At 59.1% G+C, this 15,588-nt stretch carries 17 protein-coding genes and 1 pseudogene; 16 read left to right on the forward strand and 2 right to left on the reverse strand.

What is annotated here, in order from left to right:
• The 6 genes and pseudogenes from FBY02_RS19145 to FBY02_RS19170 all read left to right on the forward strand — a co-directional run.
• Positions 1 to 526 (forward strand): RNase A-like domain-containing protein (locus tag FBY02_RS19145; RefSeq protein WP_306085255.1); only part of this gene is annotated, 526 nt, incomplete at its 5' end.
• Entirely contained in the window at positions 523 to 834 is a 312-nt protein-coding gene (locus tag FBY02_RS19150; RefSeq protein WP_144929803.1) for a contact-dependent growth inhibition system immunity protein, read from the forward strand. The genes FBY02_RS19145 and FBY02_RS19150, both read left to right, overlap by 4 nt.
• Before the next feature lie 290 nt (positions 835 to 1,124).
• Entirely contained in the window at positions 1,125 to 1,373 is a 249-nt protein-coding gene (locus FBY02_RS19155; RefSeq protein ID WP_144929804.1) for a hypothetical protein, read from the forward strand.
• Positions 1,373 to 1,810, forward strand: a complete 438-nt coding sequence (locus tag FBY02_RS19160) for a hypothetical protein (protein WP_144929805.1) — start codon at positions 1,373 to 1,375, stop codon at positions 1,808 to 1,810. Before FBY02_RS19155 ends, FBY02_RS19160 begins: the two co-directional genes overlap by 1 nt.
• A gap of 207 nt (positions 1,811 to 2,017) precedes the next feature.
• A pseudogene (locus FBY02_RS28610) lies at positions 2,018 to 2,741 on the forward strand (RHS repeat domain-containing protein); the annotation flags it as partial.
• Positions 2,742 to 2,744: 3 nt separating this feature from the next.
• Positions 2,745 to 3,053: a hypothetical protein gene (locus FBY02_RS19170; protein WP_144929806.1), complete on the forward strand. Its 309-nt coding sequence runs from the start codon at positions 2,745 to 2,747 to the stop codon at positions 3,051 to 3,053.
• 280 nt (positions 3,054 to 3,333) lie between these two features.
• Here FBY02_RS19170 and FBY02_RS19180 read toward each other — a convergent pair whose 3' ends face one another.
• The gene (locus FBY02_RS19180; RefSeq protein ID WP_144929808.1) at positions 3,334 to 4,245 is read right to left on the reverse strand and encodes a LysR family transcriptional regulator; all 912 of its coding nucleotides are present in this window, start codon (positions 4,243 to 4,245) and stop codon (positions 3,334 to 3,336) included.
• 97 nt (positions 4,246 to 4,342) lie between these two features.
• Between FBY02_RS19180 and FBY02_RS19185 the strand changes: the two genes are divergently transcribed.
• Both FBY02_RS19185 and FBY02_RS19190 read left to right on the forward strand, forming a co-directional pair.
• Entirely contained in the window at positions 4,343 to 4,789 is a 447-nt protein-coding gene (locus tag FBY02_RS19185; RefSeq protein WP_144929809.1) for an ester cyclase, read from the forward strand.
• A gap of 12 nt (positions 4,790 to 4,801) precedes the next feature.
• Positions 4,802 to 5,722 (forward strand): NADP-dependent oxidoreductase, encoded by a 921-nt coding sequence (locus tag FBY02_RS19190; RefSeq protein WP_144929810.1) that lies wholly within the window; start codon positions 4,802 to 4,804, stop codon positions 5,720 to 5,722.
• Positions 5,723 to 5,821: 99 nt separating this feature from the next.
• Here FBY02_RS19190 and FBY02_RS19195 read toward each other — a convergent pair whose 3' ends face one another.
• Positions 5,822 to 6,427, reverse strand: coding sequence for a gamma carbonic anhydrase family protein (locus FBY02_RS19195; protein WP_144929811.1), 606 nt, complete (start codon positions 6,425 to 6,427; stop codon positions 5,822 to 5,824).
• Positions 6,428 to 6,611: 184 nt separating this feature from the next.
• Here FBY02_RS19195 and FBY02_RS19200 point away from each other — a divergent pair, with 184 nt between their 5' ends.
• From FBY02_RS19200 to FBY02_RS19235, 8 genes are all read left to right on the forward strand, one after another.
• Positions 6,612 to 7,889 (forward strand): cystathionine gamma-synthase family protein, encoded by a 1,278-nt coding sequence (locus tag FBY02_RS19200; RefSeq protein WP_144929812.1) that lies wholly within the window; start codon positions 6,612 to 6,614, stop codon positions 7,887 to 7,889.
• Between the two features lie 150 nt (positions 7,890 to 8,039).
• The gene (locus tag FBY02_RS19205) at positions 8,040 to 9,470 is read left to right on the forward strand and encodes an amino acid permease (protein ID WP_144929813.1); all 1,431 of its coding nucleotides are present in this window, start codon (positions 8,040 to 8,042) and stop codon (positions 9,468 to 9,470) included.
• 42 nt (positions 9,471 to 9,512) lie between these two features.
• On the forward strand, positions 9,513 to 10,403 hold the full coding sequence (locus FBY02_RS19210) for a LysR substrate-binding domain-containing protein (RefSeq protein WP_144929814.1): 891 nt from the start codon (positions 9,513 to 9,515) through the stop codon (positions 10,401 to 10,403).
• 16 nt (positions 10,404 to 10,419) lie between these two features.
• The gene (gene thrC, locus FBY02_RS19215; RefSeq protein ID WP_144929815.1) at positions 10,420 to 11,799 is read left to right on the forward strand and encodes a threonine synthase; all 1,380 of its coding nucleotides are present in this window, start codon (positions 10,420 to 10,422) and stop codon (positions 11,797 to 11,799) included.
• A gap of 9 nt (positions 11,800 to 11,808) precedes the next feature.
• Positions 11,809 to 12,246: an Lrp/AsnC family transcriptional regulator gene (locus FBY02_RS19220; protein WP_144929816.1), complete on the forward strand. Its 438-nt coding sequence runs from the start codon at positions 11,809 to 11,811 to the stop codon at positions 12,244 to 12,246.
• A gap of 333 nt (positions 12,247 to 12,579) precedes the next feature.
• The gene (locus FBY02_RS19225) at positions 12,580 to 13,623 is read left to right on the forward strand and encodes a homoserine dehydrogenase (RefSeq protein ID WP_144929817.1); all 1,044 of its coding nucleotides are present in this window, start codon (positions 12,580 to 12,582) and stop codon (positions 13,621 to 13,623) included.
• 9 nt (positions 13,624 to 13,632) lie between these two features.
• Positions 13,633 to 15,045: an aldehyde dehydrogenase family protein gene (locus FBY02_RS19230; RefSeq protein WP_144929818.1), complete on the forward strand. Its 1,413-nt coding sequence runs from the start codon at positions 13,633 to 13,635 to the stop codon at positions 15,043 to 15,045.
• A 253-nt stretch (positions 15,046 to 15,298) separates the two neighbouring features.
• Positions 15,299 to 15,481, forward strand: a complete 183-nt coding sequence (locus tag FBY02_RS19235; protein ID WP_144929819.1) for a hypothetical protein — start codon at positions 15,299 to 15,301, stop codon at positions 15,479 to 15,481.
• Positions 15,482 to 15,588: the final 107 nt, after the last annotated feature.

The raw sequence follows: 15,588 nt of genomic DNA on the forward strand, positions 1-15,588 counted from the left end.
CTACCTGACGCCTGACCCGAGCAAACTGGCGGGTGGGCTCAATGGGTACCGGTACACCCTGAACCCGACGGGGTGGGTGGATCCGTTGGGGTTGGCTTGTAACTGTCCTGGCGATATCGAGGCTGACGGGCCGTTTAGCGAGATCGTGCCGGGAGGCGGCTTAGCGGCGCATGAGGCTCGCGGTGGGCATTTGATTGAGAAACATATTGGTAGGACGGATGCGCAATTAGCCCAAAGGATAGAGAAGGAGCCAAATGTTCCCGCCGCCTCAACGTTTCCGGACCGAACTACAGCTGAGCTATCAGCAGCTAGAACGCTAGCAGCCAATCAGGAGAAAATCGAAAAATTCTTGGCGGGTAAAAAAGACAAGACGACAGTGACTCATGTCTTTGCTCACCCAGTTGGAGTCAGTCTGATAAATGGCCGTACCGACTACCTGCCAGCACACAAAGTATTACTCGTCTTGAAAAAAGATAAACAACAGCCAGCAGGATACTTTTTGATAACAGGATTTCCGGAAGTATGAATCAACAATTTCCAGAACTGCATGATTTTTTTGGGGCTTATTTTCATCAAGATTGGCCAGTCGAGTATCAAACCGCTGAACAAGCGCTAGATGCATTCCTTTCAGAGTCTGACTTGGAAATTCTAAAAATAGTTCTGCAGGAGCTTGACGTTCTACTTAAGCAAAGAAAAGCCGAATGTGAGATGAAGGAGTATCTGCTAAGTGAGCTGAGTTGTTACTACAGTTATTGGACTGTCTGGGAAACGAGTGAAGCCTGGCTATGTCATATCGCTTGCAGAATAGCTCGTAAGATCAATCCCATTGGTTGAGCTTCAACCTATGCCCCCATTGGTTCAATAGGCTCAGCCTCCACCAAATACAAACTCCCCCCCCGGCACCTCCTTGGCATGATGCTTAGCCTGCGAAGCCAGTTCCGCCAACTGGCTCGCATCCAGCCCTCCACACGCGTCCGACCTCAGATGCACCACCCCAATCGACAACGGTGGTTAGGGAACAGGATCCGGCGGGTAAGGCTCTGGTGGATGAGGGTGGGCCGCGGCTGCCAGTCTCATCAAAACAAGACAAATGGAGTCGGGATCCTAAAAGCCTTCAGGATCAAATGACGCTAGACAGCGCCAAGAAAGGTTATGGTTTTTTGATCATAAAAGACCTTAAAGACCCAACATTTAAAGGGATGGAAAAATGGGAGCTAAAGGTAAAGTCGAATAATAGGAACGATTACGTGGTGCATTATGTCCGTGATCCGAATACAGGAAAGCTTCTTGATTTTAAATTTAAGAAGCATAGCGTTCATGACGTGAAGCCATGGGGAAATGACCCATCCGTACCGCCAGGAGTTGTTGAGTAATGAAAGTGATATGTCGAATAAATAATATAAATGATAAAAACTTGGCGCCAGATGCAAGTATGCGGGTTAGGCGGTACGTGTCGATGCCGGATGGTGAACTAAACCTGGAAATAGATAAGGAATATGTGGTTTACGGTATAGAGCTGAGAGATGGTTGCCCTTGGTTTTACCTATGTGACGAAGAATACGATGAGTATCCTCTGGCTTACGCAGCAGATTTCTTTGAGATTGCGGACAGGCACCTGTCAGCTTATTGGCAGCTCAACTATAAATGCGCAGGTATTAATGATAGCCGAACTCAGTTAGTTTTTTCAGAGTGGGCGCTTGATGAGAATTTCTATGAAAATTTAGTTTCTGGCGAACAGCAAGCGGTAGCCACTTTTGCAAAATTCAGAAAGCATCATGGATGCGGAGTGAGGGTGAGGAGTCTTTCCTGAACGCGTACCGAACTAAGCTTTAGTTTTCTGTCGACTGATCTATAGCTATCGCGAGCAGCCTCGCGATAGCTATAGATCAGACACCCACAACATCAAATGCAAAATCAAACCCGCCCAGCTATCCACTATCAATTCCCTGAACCACTACTGCGCCGGATGAGACTCGCCGCGCCGGTGCCAGATCAGATCGAACGCCATCCGAAGTAACACCTCGACCACCTGGGCCCCCCAGGAACTGACCAAGTACGGCGGCCAGATCGTCTGGTCGGCGCGCTACCACGGCTACGGCAAGGTCCGTGCGATCGAGCACGGCGGCGGCGAACAATTGGAACAACCGCTGCGCTTCCAAGGCCAATACCATGACTTGGAAAGCGGCCTGCACTACAACCGGCACCGCTACTACAATCCGGAAACGGGCCGCTACCTGACGCCTGACCCGAGCAAACTGGCGGGTGGGCTCAATGGGTACCGGTACACCCTGAACCCGACGGGGTGGGTGGATCCGTTGGGGTTGGTGGATTGTCCGGAAGGAAACAAATGCAACCCCGGACGGGGCGTCGAAGCGCCTGAACAAAAAACAAGTGTAAATGAAGGCACGCCAAGCGCTCCTGATGTTCAATGGACGAGGCACGGAAACAAGCATGTTGCGCCAAAGGCACCATGGTCATCTGTAGTTAAATCCACAGCAAATGGAGGAGCAGCCAAGTATCTTCCTGACACTGATATAGAGGCTCTTGAGCGTCTGGCCTTTGCGAATGGGCAGGACGTAAACAACGGAAAGCCGTGGAAGGTAATGGACATGGGGCGAACGATTGGCGCAAACGACGGAAAGGAAACGAGATATATGAGAGTTGAGCTAAGCGCAAATACAATCCATGGGCATCCGATTTCGGAAGAGTCATTTAGAAAATTGATCAAGAAGAAAAAATAACTTATGGATCTTCATGAAATAAAGGCTCTTGGTGGCGTAATAGCTTTTGATGATATTTCTCATCTTGATCAATCGGTAGGCGTGGCAGAGATAATAGATGATTTGAAAGAGGATCTATTTCAAGCATCCTTTCCTTTCGAGCAAATAATCGATATAGGATGGTATCCCGAGTTTTGTGAGTCCGGTTTTTTTAGAGTGTCGCTAATTGCTGAATGCAACTGGGAGGTTCCCGTCTATAGCGAGATAGCCAAAGATTGGGACGAACTGGCAGCTGCTTTAAAAAATACGTTAAAGAAAGTCAGGTTGGCTTGAGCCAAAGCGTAACATCAGAAGTCATCGGTTTGATTGGGATGGGCTGAGAGTAAAAAATCGCAGTAACTGACCCACCGCCATCGCGAGCAGGCTCGCTCCAACAAGGGATTGCGGTGAACACTCATCCAGCGGTCAGTCCCGGAACACTGTGGGAGCGAGCTTGCTCGCGATGGCGCCAGACCAGTCAAAATAGATAGCGACTGACCCACTGCATTCGCGAGCAAGCCCGCTCCCACAGGTTTGTTTGTGTGCATTGAAAGACCGCCAACGGGGAAAATCATCAAACCCGCCCAGCAACATCCGCTATCAATCCCCTGAACCACTGCTGCGCCGGATGAGACTCGCTGCGCCGATGCCAGATCAGGTCGAACGCCATCCGAGGCAACGTCACCGGCGGTGGAAACATCACCAGCTTGTTGCTGCCCGCCGCGCCCATCGCCACCCGTTTCATCACCGTGGCGGTCAACTGGGTGCGGGCGATGAGCGAGGGCACTGCGAACATTTGCGGCAATGTCAGGGCCAGTTCGCGCTGTTTGCCCTGTTGAGCAAGGGCGTGATCCACCAGACCGTGCAAGTCTCCTTCAGGCGAGACCAGCACATGGCGCAGTTCCAGATAGGTCTTCAAGGTCATGGCACGACGGGCGACTGGATGGTCATGGGCGACGATGGTGACGAATTCATCGGTGAGCACGGTCCGGCTCAATATCCGCGCCGCCGCCTGTGTCGGCGGCACGCCCACTGCCGCGTCGATCAGGCCGCTATCCAGCATGTCGACCGCATGGTCTCGATCGTTGAATGCATACACATTCACCGAAACCCCCGGCGCCTGTTCTGCGAGTGCTTGCAACAGCGCCGGCAGGAGCACATAGGCCGGGTAATCGGAGAGGCCGAGTTTGAACACCAGCGAAGCCTTCCCGGGCTCGAACTCGGGCCGCTCCACCAAGGCGACTTGAAGCTGTTGCAGAGCCTGGGCGATCGGCACCGCCAGATCCCGAGCCCGGGGCGTGGGCAGGAGCCCCTCGGCACTGCGGGCAAATAACGCGTCGCCGAGCAGCGTTCGCAGCCGCGCCAACGCGGCGCTCATCGCCGGCTGGCTGACCCCCACCCGAGCCGCCGCGCGGGTGACATTGCGTTCCGTCATCAGCGCGTCGAAGGCCACCAGCAAGTTCAGATCAATTCCATGAAAATCCATAAATCAAATAATCATTCATATAGGCTATTTGTTAGACGGATCATAGCCCTCAATCCCAAACTCTCGCTACCACCCCACTTCAATGGCGAGAACCCCAATGACCTCTTCAACCACTCTCCTTGCAGAACAGCTGCATGCCGAGCGCCTGGCTGTCGAAACCTTCTACCGTGCGTTCAGCGACAAACAGCCAGACCTCGTTGACGAAGTACTTACCCGTGGCTGGGATGACATCCCGCTGGCACCCGGCCAGGCGCCTGGCCCGGAAGGCATCAAGGCGATCATTCGCAGCTTCGTCCAGGCGTTTCCCGATGTGCGGATCGTCGTCCACGACATGGTCCAGGAGCCCGGGAAAATGGGCGTGCGTGCCGAAATCACCGGTACCCATGCGGGCGAGTTCTTCGGCATCGCCGCCACTGGCAAGCACGTCAGTTTCCGCATTCATGAATTCCACACGTTCCGTGACGCGAAGCTGAGCACAACGTGGCACATGGAAGACTGGTTTGCCCTGTTCGCCCAACTCGGCCAGTTCCCTGCTCAGGCCTGAAAGGAGGTTTCCATGAAGAGCGCTTTGATTAATGAGTTCGGCGGCCCGGATGTCGTCGTCGAGGGCGAAGCGAGATTGCCACAGCCACAAGCCAACGATGTGGTCGTGCGCATCGAGGCCGCCAGCGTCAACCCGCTGGACGTCAAGATCCTCGCCGGTTACATGCAGCCGATCTTCCCGGTGGCATTCCCCTATGCGCCAGGGACCGATTTCAGCGGCGTGATTGAGTCCGTCGGCGAGCAGGTAAGCGACCTCAAGGCCGGAGACCGGGTGGTCGGCCGAACCTCCCCCTCGCAGGGTGGTGCGTTCGCCACCCATATGGTCATCGCCGCCTCCGAGCTCTGCGTCATTCCCACGCAGATGAGTTTCGAACAGGCCGCCGCATTGCCGACCGCATATGGCACCGCCACCCAGGCGCTTTTCGACATCGGCAAGTTGCAGCGCGGCCAACGTGTGCTGATCCATGCTGGCGCCGGCGGCGTCGGCAGCATGGCGATCCAACTGGCCCGCCTCGCCGGTTGCCATGTGATCGCAACGGCCTCCGCAAAAAACCTCGAACTGCTGAAAAGCCTGGGCGCCGATGAAGTCATCGACTACCGAACCCAGACCCTGGGCAGCGTGGGCGAAATCGACCTGGTGCTCGACACCTTGGGCGGCGAAACGCTGGAGGAATCCTGGCAAGTGCTGCGCCCAGGCGGACGCATCTCGACCCTGGTGGAGTTCAATATCGAAGGCCGGGACGGTCACGCGGGTGAGTTCGTTTTCTTTGCCAGCGCGGTGCCTTCCCTTCCAGAAGCGATTCGGCAGTTCAGTGCGGGGCAGTTGCAGATCGTCATTGACTCAACCTTCACGCTGGCGGAAACCCGGGCGGCGTTGGAAAAGGTCGCTACTGGGCATGCTCGGGGGAAGGTAGTTATTCGCCCGGGTGGCTGATCGTCAACTCGCCACCAAATGCTTCACTGTCGGTCAGTTGCCCGCCTGTTCAGCGAGGTGTTCGTCCTCAACGCCAAAGGTCCTGCAGACCAAGCAGAGTCAACCTTTCGTGGAATCGCTGCGCTCACGCAAGAAGCGTGCGTAACGTTCCATCATTTGCCGGACGGCCCCCTCGCTCTCGCGGTCGACGCCAAAAACGTATCGGGGGAAATCCAGATCCTTCTGCACGTTCCAGATCTGCTCATGCTGGTCCGGAGGAAAGTACTGCGCCGGGTCACCCACGGCGACCCAGCCGATTGGCACCGTCGCGCCTGGCTCTACCACGGTCCTGATGTGCACCACCCCGTTGATGCGGATCTCCGCGCCTTTGCCGATGCGAGCGCCGTTGAAAACGGACGCACCGGTGGCGACAAACACCTCATCGTCAATCCGGCAACCGGTCAGATGACAGTGCGGCCCCACCATCACGTGATTGCCGATCCGACAGTCATCGTGGGAAGTGCTGCGGATGACCGCATTCTCCATGACGATACAGTTTTCCCCGATCACCAAAGCGCCGCCCTCCGCGATGAGTACCGCGCCGTGCCCCACGACGGTACCGGCACCGATGGACACATTGCCATCCAGCACAGCGCTTGAGGCGATTCGCGCCGTGGGGGCAATGTGCTGGTGTTGGGTGGCGTTCAGTTCGGATTTGTCAGTCATAGGCAAGGCTCCCTCTCCATGATTAAAGCATCGACTTCCCGCCGCATCTTCGCACCCAGCCATTAAAAAAAGCAGACCTTTGGCACCGATAACATCGTTTCTCGGGTGGTTTTCTTTTCCCTATATTGGCTGCCAGATCCGCTGAGTGACTCAGTGTTCACCCCCCTAAGTGCGAGTAGCCTCAATGAATAACAAACCTGACAGCGCAGGGCTTGATAACGCAGGAGCGGGAACCCGGGCGGTCTGGGGTGGCGAGCAAGTCAGGCATCCCTACAACGCCACGCAAACCCCCATCGTGGTCAGCGCCGCCTACGGCTACGACGACATCGACGCCTGGTATGACGTCGCGTTGGGCAAGGCGCCGGGCTTTATCTACAGCCGCATGAGCAATCCCACCGTCGAGACCCTCGAAGCCAAGATCCGTGAACTGGAAATGGCCGAGTCCGCCGTGGCGTTCAGCACCGGCATGGCGGCGATCAGCAGTGTGCTCTACACCTTCCTGGCCCAGGGCGATCGGGTGGTGTCCACCAAGGACAGCTACGGCGGCACCAACAAGATTTTCGAAGAGTTCCTGCCACGCATGGGGGTGGAAGCGACCTTGTGCGAGACCGTCGATCACGATGAGATCGAACGGGAAATCGCCAAGGGCTGCCAGGTGGTGTACCTGGAAACCCCGACCAACCCGACCCTGAAGATACTCGATATCCAGCGTCTGGTAGCAGCGGCCAAGCGAGTCGGCGCCATGGTGGTGGCGGACAATACCTTCGCCACGCCGCTCAATCAGAACCCCCTGGCATTGGGCGTGGACGTGGTCATCCACAGCGCGACCAAATTCCTCAGCGGCCACGGCGATGTGCTCGGTGGCCTGGTCTGTGGCCGCGAATCCCTGATGGCCAAGGTGCGGCATTATCGGGAAATCAACGGTGCGGCACTGGACCCATTCTCGGCCTTCATGATCATTCGTGGCATGAAAACCCTGGTGCTGCGCATGCGTCAGCAGCAAGCCAGCGCGCGTGCCCTGGCGGAGTTCCTGTGCACCGAACCGCTGGTGGAATCGGTCAATTATCCCGGCCTGTCCAGCCACCCGAACCACGCCGTGGCGTGCGCGCAAATGGCTGGCTTTGGCGCCATCGTCAGCTTCGTCCTGGTCGGAGGCATGGACACCGTCACAGCGCTCTTGCCCCGTCTGCGCTTCGCCCACTGCGCGGGCAACCTGGGTGCGGTGGAAACCATCTATGGCCCGGCGCGCACCACCAGCCATGTCGAAAACACCCTGGAGGAACGGCTGGCCCTGGGCATCTCCGAGGGGCTGGTGCGGGTCTCGGTGGGCATCGAGGACACCGACGATTTGCTCGACGATTTGAAGCAGGCGTTCGCCTATGTCCGGGCGTCGCGGGAACAGCGGACGCAAACGAATACGCACGCCTCACTCCTTGAAGTGTGCACCGAAACCACCCGTTGAAATGTCAGCGTCAGACCCCAGCGACAAGGCGGTCACTGGGGTGTTCATGAATAGGAAAATAATAAAACCGGATGACGACCCGTGTTGCCTCTGTGCGGTCACTCAGCGCAGAGGTCGGGGCGTATCCTCACGACTTTCATGAGAACAACCATGTCCATAAAACAAGAACAACTCAGTACGCAGGTCGGCTTCAAGCAGGAAATGCAAACACGCCATATCGTCATGCTGGCATTGGGTGGCGTGATCGGCACCGGGCTTTTCCTCACGTCCGGCTACACGGTGAACCAGGCCGGCCCGTTGGGTGCGGTGATCGCCTACATCATCGGCGCCTTGATGGTGTACATGGTGATGATGTGCCTGGGTGAACTGGCGGTGCAGATGCCGGAAACCGGTTCGTTCAGCACCTACGCCACACGCTTTCTCGGCCCAGGCACCGGCTACACCGTGGCCTGGTTGTACTGGCTGACCTGGACCGTGGCCATCGGTTCTGAATTCACTGCCGCCGGTATCCTGATGGCGCGCTGGTTTCCCGATACGCCGGTGTGGATCTGGAGCGCGTTGTTCGCCGGGGTGGTGTTCCTGAGCAACGTGGTCTCGGTGCGATTGTTCGCTGAAACCGAGTTCTGGTTGTCTCTGGTCAAAGTCGCGACCGTGATCGCGTTCCTGCTGATTGGCGGCGGCGCGATTCTCGGCCTGCTGCACATCGATCAGGCCCACAGCATCGGCTTGAGCAACTTCACCCGCGAAGGGCTTTTCCCCACGGGCTTCATGCCGATTGCCATGACGCTGCTGGCGGTTTCGTTTGCCTTCTCCGGCACCGAACTGATCGGCATCGCCGCCGGTGAAACCAAGGATCCGCAACGCAACGTGCCGCGGGCCATTCGCACCACCGTGCTGCGCCTGGCGATCTTCTTCGTCGGCACCATCTTCGTCCTCTCGACCCTGCTGCCGCGCGAGCAGGCCGGGATCGTAGAAAGCCCCTTCGTCACCGTGTTCACCTACATTGGCATCCCGTACTCCGCCGACATCATGAACTTCGTGATCATCAGCGCCTTGCTGTCGGCGGCCAATTCCGGCTTGTACGCCGCCTCGCGGATGCTCTGGACCCTGAGCGACCAAGGGCACCTGCCCAAGCAGTTCTCGGCCCTGACCCGCATGGGCACGCCGCTCAACGCGATTATCGTCAGCATGGCCGGCGGCGCCGCTTCGTTGCTCAGCAGCGTGTTTGCCGCCGACACCATTTACCTGGCGCTGGTGTCGATCTCCGGCCTGGCCGTGGTCGTCGTGTGGATGAGCATTGCCGCGAGCCAGATCGCTTTCCGCCGCCACTACGTCGCCAACGGCGGTGATGTCCGCCAGCTCAAGTTCCGCGTACGCGGCTATCCGTGGATTCCGCTGGGGGCGTTGGCATCCTGCGGGCTGGCGTGTGTCGGGATTGCATTCGACCCGGAACAACGAGTGGCGTTGTACTTTGGCTTGCCATTCATCGCCTGGTGCTATTTCGTGTACTTCATTACCCGCAAAGGCCGCGAGCAACGCTTGCTGCTGAACCCGTTGGCACAGCCGTCCGACGCTATCTAGCCGGCGTGCTCGGGGGAAAGGGGCGTAGACGAGAACCGGATCATGAAGCAGAAACCATTACCCCCTTTGAACTGGCTGCGGGCATTCGAAGTGTCGGCCCGTTGCCTGAACTTCACCCACGCTGCCGAGGAGTTGTGCCTGACGCAAGGCGCGGTGAGCCAGCAGATCCGCCAACTGGAAAGTCACCTGGGGGTGGCGCTGTTCAAGCGCCTGCCCCGTGGTTTGGGGCTGACCGAGGAAGGCCAGTCCTACCTGCCGGTGGTGCAGGACGCGATCACCCGGCTGGCGGTGGGCACCAACGAGATTTTCGGCCAGCACAAGCGGCGGCCGATCAAGGTCCGCGGCAGCCTCGCATTCTTCGTGCACTGGCTGGCACCGAAACTGGTGGATTTTCGCCAAGCCCATCCCCAGGTCGACATCCGCTACATCAGCAACATCTGGGTCAAGGAGCTGGATGGCGAGGACGACCTGGAAATTCGCTGGGGCCATGGTCAGTGGTCCGGCCTGGTGTCGCAGCGACTGACCTGGGACACCTTGTTCCCCGTCTGCTCGCCAGCGCTGATGGCGCGTTCACCGCTGAAGCAGCCGGCGGACGTGGCGAAGCATCCGCTGCTGCATGTACTGGGGTATGAAGAAGGCTGGGGCTACTGGCTGAACATGGTCGGTGCCGACAACGTCGACTCGTCGACGGGCATGCAGTTCGACACGCTGGTCTGCACCTTACGCATGGCCGAACTGGGGCAGGGGATCGCTCTGGCCCGGTCGTCGATGGTCGCTGACATGCTTGAGGATGGACGCTTGATCGAACCTTTCAGCCAACGTATCGAAGCCAGCGAGTCGTTCTACCTGGTACGCGGCTCCGGGACCGAGCAGCACCCCGACGCCGTCATGTTCGCCACCTGGCTGGTCGAGCAGGCACATCGTTTCAAATGAATGGCCGGAGCCAACCATGCGCTATGTAAGTACCCGAAACTCGGCCGTGCAGGTCGATTTCGAAAAGGTCGTGTTATCGGGAGTCGCCCCGGACGGCGGATTGTTCGTGCCGCTGGAGCTGCCGCTGTTCGAACCCCAGGAGATTGCCAATTGGTCGACCTTGTCCTATGACGAACTGGCTTATCGAGTGATGAGTCCGTTTGTGGGCGAGGCGATTCCCGAGGCGGACCTCAAACGCATGCTCAAGGAAGCGGGCAGCCAGTTCAGCCATCGCTCCCTGGCGCCGCTGCATCAAGTGGACCGCAACGAATGGGTGCTGGAACTGTTCCACGGCCCGACCCGCTCCTCGAAGGACTTCGCCGCCCAGCTCCAGGCTCGATTGGTGCAGTACTTTCTGCGCAAAAACGGCCAACGCGCCGTAGTGATCGGTGCCACCAACGGCGACACCGGGTTGGCGGCCATCGAAGCGTTCAAGCACTGCGACGAAGTTGCGGTGGTGGTGATTTACCCGGAGGCCGGCGTACCGCAACACCAGCTTCAACAGCTGCAAGCGATGGCGCATCCGCGGGTTCATCAATTTGCGGTCAATGGTAGTTTTGACGACTGCCAGACCCTCGTCAGCCGCCTGTTCCGCCAGTGGCCGTGGGCGCAGCACGAGGCGATCAGCTTCAACTCCAGCAACTGGATCGGTGTGCTGGCGCAACTGGTGTTCTACTTCCACGCCGTGCTGCAACTGGGCGGCGGTCAGCGGCCGATTGGCTTCAGCGTGCCAGCGGCGAGTTTTGCCGAGGTCTATGCCGGCTACATTGCGCAGAAAATGGGCTTGCCGATCACTCAGATGATTGTCGCGACCAACCAGAACGACGCGCTGCATCAACTGTTTTTGAAGAACCACTACTCTCGATTGCGCGCCAACAAGACCCTGTCACCGGCCATGGACCTGTCGATCTTCTCCAACCTGGAACGCTTTCTCTGGGAGCTCTATGGGCATGACGACCAGGCGGTGAGCGCGCTGATGGACCGTTTCGAAACCAGCGGCGAAATGACCATCGCCAACGAGTTCTGGTTGCAGGCGCGGATGATCATCGACTCCTACGCGGTCACGGATCAGCAGACGTTGGAGGAGATCACTTCGCTGTATCGCGACACCGGTTATGTCATTGATCCGCACACCGCCACGGGCGTGCTCGCGGCGCGTTTGTACCGGCGCAGCCTGGTGGCGCCGATGGTGACGCTGGGGGAAATTTCGCCGGTCAAATCGGCGGCGTTGCTGGGTGAGTTGGGGATCAATGTTGCGGTTCAACCACTTCCGGTTTCGGCCCATGGCCCGGCGCAGATCCATCGCATCCAGCCGGACGCACTCGACACGATCCATCAGTTGCTCGACGCACTGTAAGGAGCCCCCGTGAAGCGCATCCTCGACCCCCTCGACGAACGCATCATCGCCGAACTGCGCCTCAACGCCCGCGCCGCCCACGCCGAGCTAGCGGCCAAGGTCAATCTCTCACGCAACGCTGTGCGCCAACGCATCGAACGGCTCGAACGCGACGGCGCGATCCAGGGCTACACCGTCCGCACCGGCGAGGGCGCTCATGCCTCGTCGAACATCAACGCAGTGATCTTCGTCTACCGCTACGACCGCATGCGCGGCGCCGACGTATTACAGGCCCTGCAAGCCATGCCGGAAGTGCAGCAGTGCGATGTGATGAGCGGCGAGTTCGACCTGATGCTACGCGTAGGCGCCGCGAGCCCGGAGCGGGTGCATAAGGTCTGGAAAGAGATTTCGGCATTGCCGGGGGTGGAGAACACCGTCACCTCGTTCGTACTGTCATCAGTAATCTGAACCCCAACACATAACCCTCTGTGGGAGCGAGCCTGCTCGCGATAGCGCTAGAACAGCCGACTTTAATGTTGACTGACCTGACGCCATCGCGAGCAGGCTCGCTCCCACAGAGGGTTTGTGTTGGCCGGGGGGTAGCGATCCTGTCCCAAATGCCCTGCGTCAACCTGAGCCACAAAGCCAACTTCCATTGGCTTTTCCCCACACTCACCACCCTGCCCAGCCCTTGGTCAAAACGCCCAAAAAATAGAGCAAATTGGCCTATTTCACTGCCCTGGCCCCGGCCCTAACCTTGATTCCAACAACCCATCACCCGGATCAAGGGACACAACAAAAATGACTGAATACAAACTGGCGCTGGTCGGCTTCGGCGGTGTGAACCGGGCATTGGCGCAACTGATTGCCGAGCGTAACCAGCAGTGGAAAACCGAGCTGGGCTTCACCCTGAAAATCGTCGGCGTGACCGACTTGTTCCTCGGCTCGGTCATGGGCCGCGAAGGCCTCGATGCCGCGCTGCTTGCCCAACTGCCCGCCACCAAAGGCGCCTTCGCGCAGTGGCCGGGCGGTTCCGCCGAAGCCCTCAACGAAGCCGTGATCAAGGACAGCGGCGCGGACATCATCGCCGAGGCCACCTTCACCAATCCGGTGGACGGCGAGCCCGCCACCTCGTTCTGCCGCTGGGCGCTGGAGCGCGGCAAACACGTGGTCACCACCAACAAAGGCCCGATCGCCCTGCACGGCGCCGAACTCAAGGCTCTGGCCCGTCGCAACAACGTCGCCTTTGAATACGAAGGCTCGGTGATGAGCGGCACACCGGTGATTCGTGTTGCCAAACAGGCGATGGCCGGCAGCGGGATTGTCGGCTTCGAAGGCATCCTCAACGGCACCTCCAACTTCGTCCTCACCTGCATGGAAGGCGGCCTGGGCTTTGCCGAAGCGGTCAGCAAAGCCCAAGCGCTGGGCTATGCCGAAGCCGATCCGACGGCGGATGTCGAAGGGTACGACGTGCGCCTGAAAGTGGTGATCCTCGCCAACGAACTGCTGGACGCCAAGCTCACCGTCGCCGACGTTTCGTGCAACGGCATCTCCTCACTGAGCCTGGCCGACATCGAAAAAGCCCGCCAGGACGGCGCCCGCTGGAAACTCATCGGCGCCGCCAGCCGCCACGCCAACGGCTCCATCAGCGCCAGCGTCGAACCGCGCCTGCTGAGTCACGAGCATCCACTTGCCGGCATCAGTGGCGCCACCAACGCCGTGTCGTTCACCAGCGAGCTGCTCGGCGCCGTGACCGTGTCCGGCCCTGGAGCAGGGCGCACGGAAACCGCGTTCGCCCTGCTGTCGGACATCATCGCCATCCACCAATCTGCCGCGCGCAACTAGGAGACCACCATGAACGTATCTCGTCTGGCCTTGGCGGTGGCGGAACCGCAAATCGACGTCCTCAACCCCTTTGACGGCAGCGTTGTCGGCAGTGTGGCGGATGTCTGCGCCACGCAAGTGCCGCAACTGCTGGCGACCGCTCGCAGCGGCGCCCAAGCCTGCGCCGCGCTGCCCCGGCATCGCCGCGCCAGCATCCTCGAACACGCCGCCGCGAACATCCAACGCGACGCCCGGATCTTCGCCCGGCTGATTGTCGACGAAGCCGGCAAGACCCTCAAGCAGGCGGAAAAAGAAGTCAAACGCTGCATCAACACCCTAAAGCTCTCCGCCGAAGAAGCCCGGCGCAACGCCGGTGAAGTGGTGCCGTTCGATGCCTACGACGGCGCCGAATCGCGCCAGGGCTGGTTCACACGCGAACCCCTTGGCCTGATCGTCGCCATCACCCCCTACAACGACCCGCTCAACCTGGTGGCCCACAAACTCGGCCCGGCCATCGCTGGCGGCAACGGGGTGATCCTCAAACCGTCCGAGCTGACGCCGCTGTCGGCGCTCAAACTGGTCTCGTACCTGGTCAGCGCCGGCCTGCCCGAAACCGCGGTCACCGTTGCCACCGGCGGCGCCGAACTGGGGAAAGCCCTGGTCGCCGCCCGCGAAGTGCGAATGATCTCCTTCACCGGCGGCTTCGTCACCGGTGAACAAATCGCCCGCACCGCCGGCCTGAAAAAACTCGCCATGGACCTGGGCGGCAACGCCCCCGTCATCATCATGGCCGACTGCGACCTCGACGCCGCCATCGATAGCTGCCTCTCCGGCGCCTTCTGGGCCGCCGGCCAAAACTGCATCGGCGCCCAACGCCTGCTGATCCAGGCGCCGATCTACGCAGCCTTCCGCGAACGCTTCGTCAACCAGGCCCAAGCGCTGGTGGTGGGCAACCCCCTGCTGGCCGACACCGACATCGGCCCGATGATCACCCCTCAAGCCGCGCAAAACGCCGAAAACGTGGTCAACGAAGCCCTGCAAGAAGGCGCCACCTTACTCTGCGGCCATCAACGCCAAGGCGCCTGCTACGCCGCCACCGTCCTGGAAAACGTCAACCACACCAGCCGCCTGTGGCGCAACGAAGTCTTCGCCCCGGTGGTGGTATTGCAGCCGTTCGAGACGTTTGATGAAGCGGTGGAATTGGCCAACGAACCTGAGTACAGCCTGCACGCCGGGATCTTCACCAATGACCTGGCCACTGCGATGAGCGCTGCACGGCGAATCGAAGCCGGCGGGGTGATGATCAACGACTCCTCCGACTTCCGCTTCGACGCCATGCCGTTTGGCGGCTCCAAATACGGCAGCTTGGGACGGGAAGGGGTGCGGTTTGCGTATGAAGAAATGACCCAGCCGAAGGTGGTGTGCCTGAATACGCTAGGTTGATTCATCAAGTCGTTGGCATCGGGCAGGCTTGGTCACCTGCCCGACGCTTTTTTGCACAAACCACACAGCCACCGCATACCCCTGTGGGAGTGAGCCTGCTCGCGATGATGCCATCAAGCCCACCATCATACTCAAGCCAACCGCCTATGATGCCGGCTCTGCAGAAGCAAACTCAGTGGTGGCAGGCACCATGAAAGCTGGCTATGAAAGCTGCCTGTGAGAGCTGCCTCTGTGGGAGCAAGGCTTGCCCGCGATGAAAATCGGTATTTTCCGAATTTCTACCAAATCGACCAAGAAGCCTGTCATGTCGCCAAAACCCCATTTCGACGACACGTTCCGCGCTCATGTCGTCACCAGCGACATGAGCGAGGAACGTGTCGCAAAAATCGAAAAACAGCGACACGTTATTCGTGATGGTAAGGACTTCAAGCTCTAAGGTTGATCGTCATAAGCGCTGCTCCCAGCAGTAGCGCTCCAGATTTTCGTACTTGTTTAATCTTCGTTGTGGGACTCCGACAAGCCCCTTCCGCTTGCCGGCACCGC

This window comes from Pseudomonas sp. SJZ078 (assembly GCF_007828255.1).
GTDB lineage: Bacteria > Pseudomonadota > Gammaproteobacteria > Pseudomonadales > Pseudomonadaceae > Aquipseudomonas.

Bases quoted from the DNA above. Each gene is read 5' to 3' on its own strand.
- FBY02_RS19190 (WP_144929810.1), top strand. From the start codon at position 4,802: ATGAAGAGCGCTTTGATTAATGAGTTCGGCGGCCCGGATGTCGTCGTC.
- FBY02_RS19155 (WP_144929804.1), top strand. From the start codon at position 1,125: ATGACGCTAGACAGCGCCAAGAAAGGTTATGGTTTTTTGATCATAAAA.
- FBY02_RS19225 (WP_144929817.1), top strand. From the start codon at position 12,580: ATGACTGAATACAAACTGGCGCTGGTCGGCTTCGGCGGTGTGAACCGG.
- FBY02_RS19185 (WP_144929809.1), top strand. From the start codon at position 4,343: ATGACCTCTTCAACCACTCTCCTTGCAGAACAGCTGCATGCCGAGCGC.
- FBY02_RS19180 (WP_144929808.1), bottom strand. From the start codon at position 4,245: ATGGATTTTCATGGAATTGATCTGAACTTGCTGGTGGCCTTCGACGCG.
- thrC (WP_144929815.1), top strand. From the start codon at position 10,420: ATGCGCTATGTAAGTACCCGAAACTCGGCCGTGCAGGTCGATTTCGAA.
- FBY02_RS19205 (WP_144929813.1), top strand. From the start codon at position 8,040: ATGTCCATAAAACAAGAACAACTCAGTACGCAGGTCGGCTTCAAGCAG.
- FBY02_RS19150 (WP_144929803.1), top strand. From the start codon at position 523: ATGAATCAACAATTTCCAGAACTGCATGATTTTTTTGGGGCTTATTTT.
- FBY02_RS19235 (WP_144929819.1), top strand. From the start codon at position 15,299: ATGAAAATCGGTATTTTCCGAATTTCTACCAAATCGACCAAGAAGCCT.
- FBY02_RS19200 (WP_144929812.1), top strand. From the start codon at position 6,612: ATGAATAACAAACCTGACAGCGCAGGGCTTGATAACGCAGGAGCGGGA.
- FBY02_RS19230 (WP_144929818.1), top strand. From the start codon at position 13,633: ATGAACGTATCTCGTCTGGCCTTGGCGGTGGCGGAACCGCAAATCGAC.
- FBY02_RS19195 (WP_144929811.1), bottom strand. From the start codon at position 6,427: ATGACTGACAAATCCGAACTGAACGCCACCCAACACCAGCACATTGCC.
- FBY02_RS19160 (WP_144929805.1), top strand. From the start codon at position 1,373: ATGAAAGTGATATGTCGAATAAATAATATAAATGATAAAAACTTGGCG.
- FBY02_RS19170 (WP_144929806.1), top strand. From the start codon at position 2,745: ATGGATCTTCATGAAATAAAGGCTCTTGGTGGCGTAATAGCTTTTGAT.
- FBY02_RS19210 (WP_144929814.1), top strand. From the start codon at position 9,513: ATGAAGCAGAAACCATTACCCCCTTTGAACTGGCTGCGGGCATTCGAA.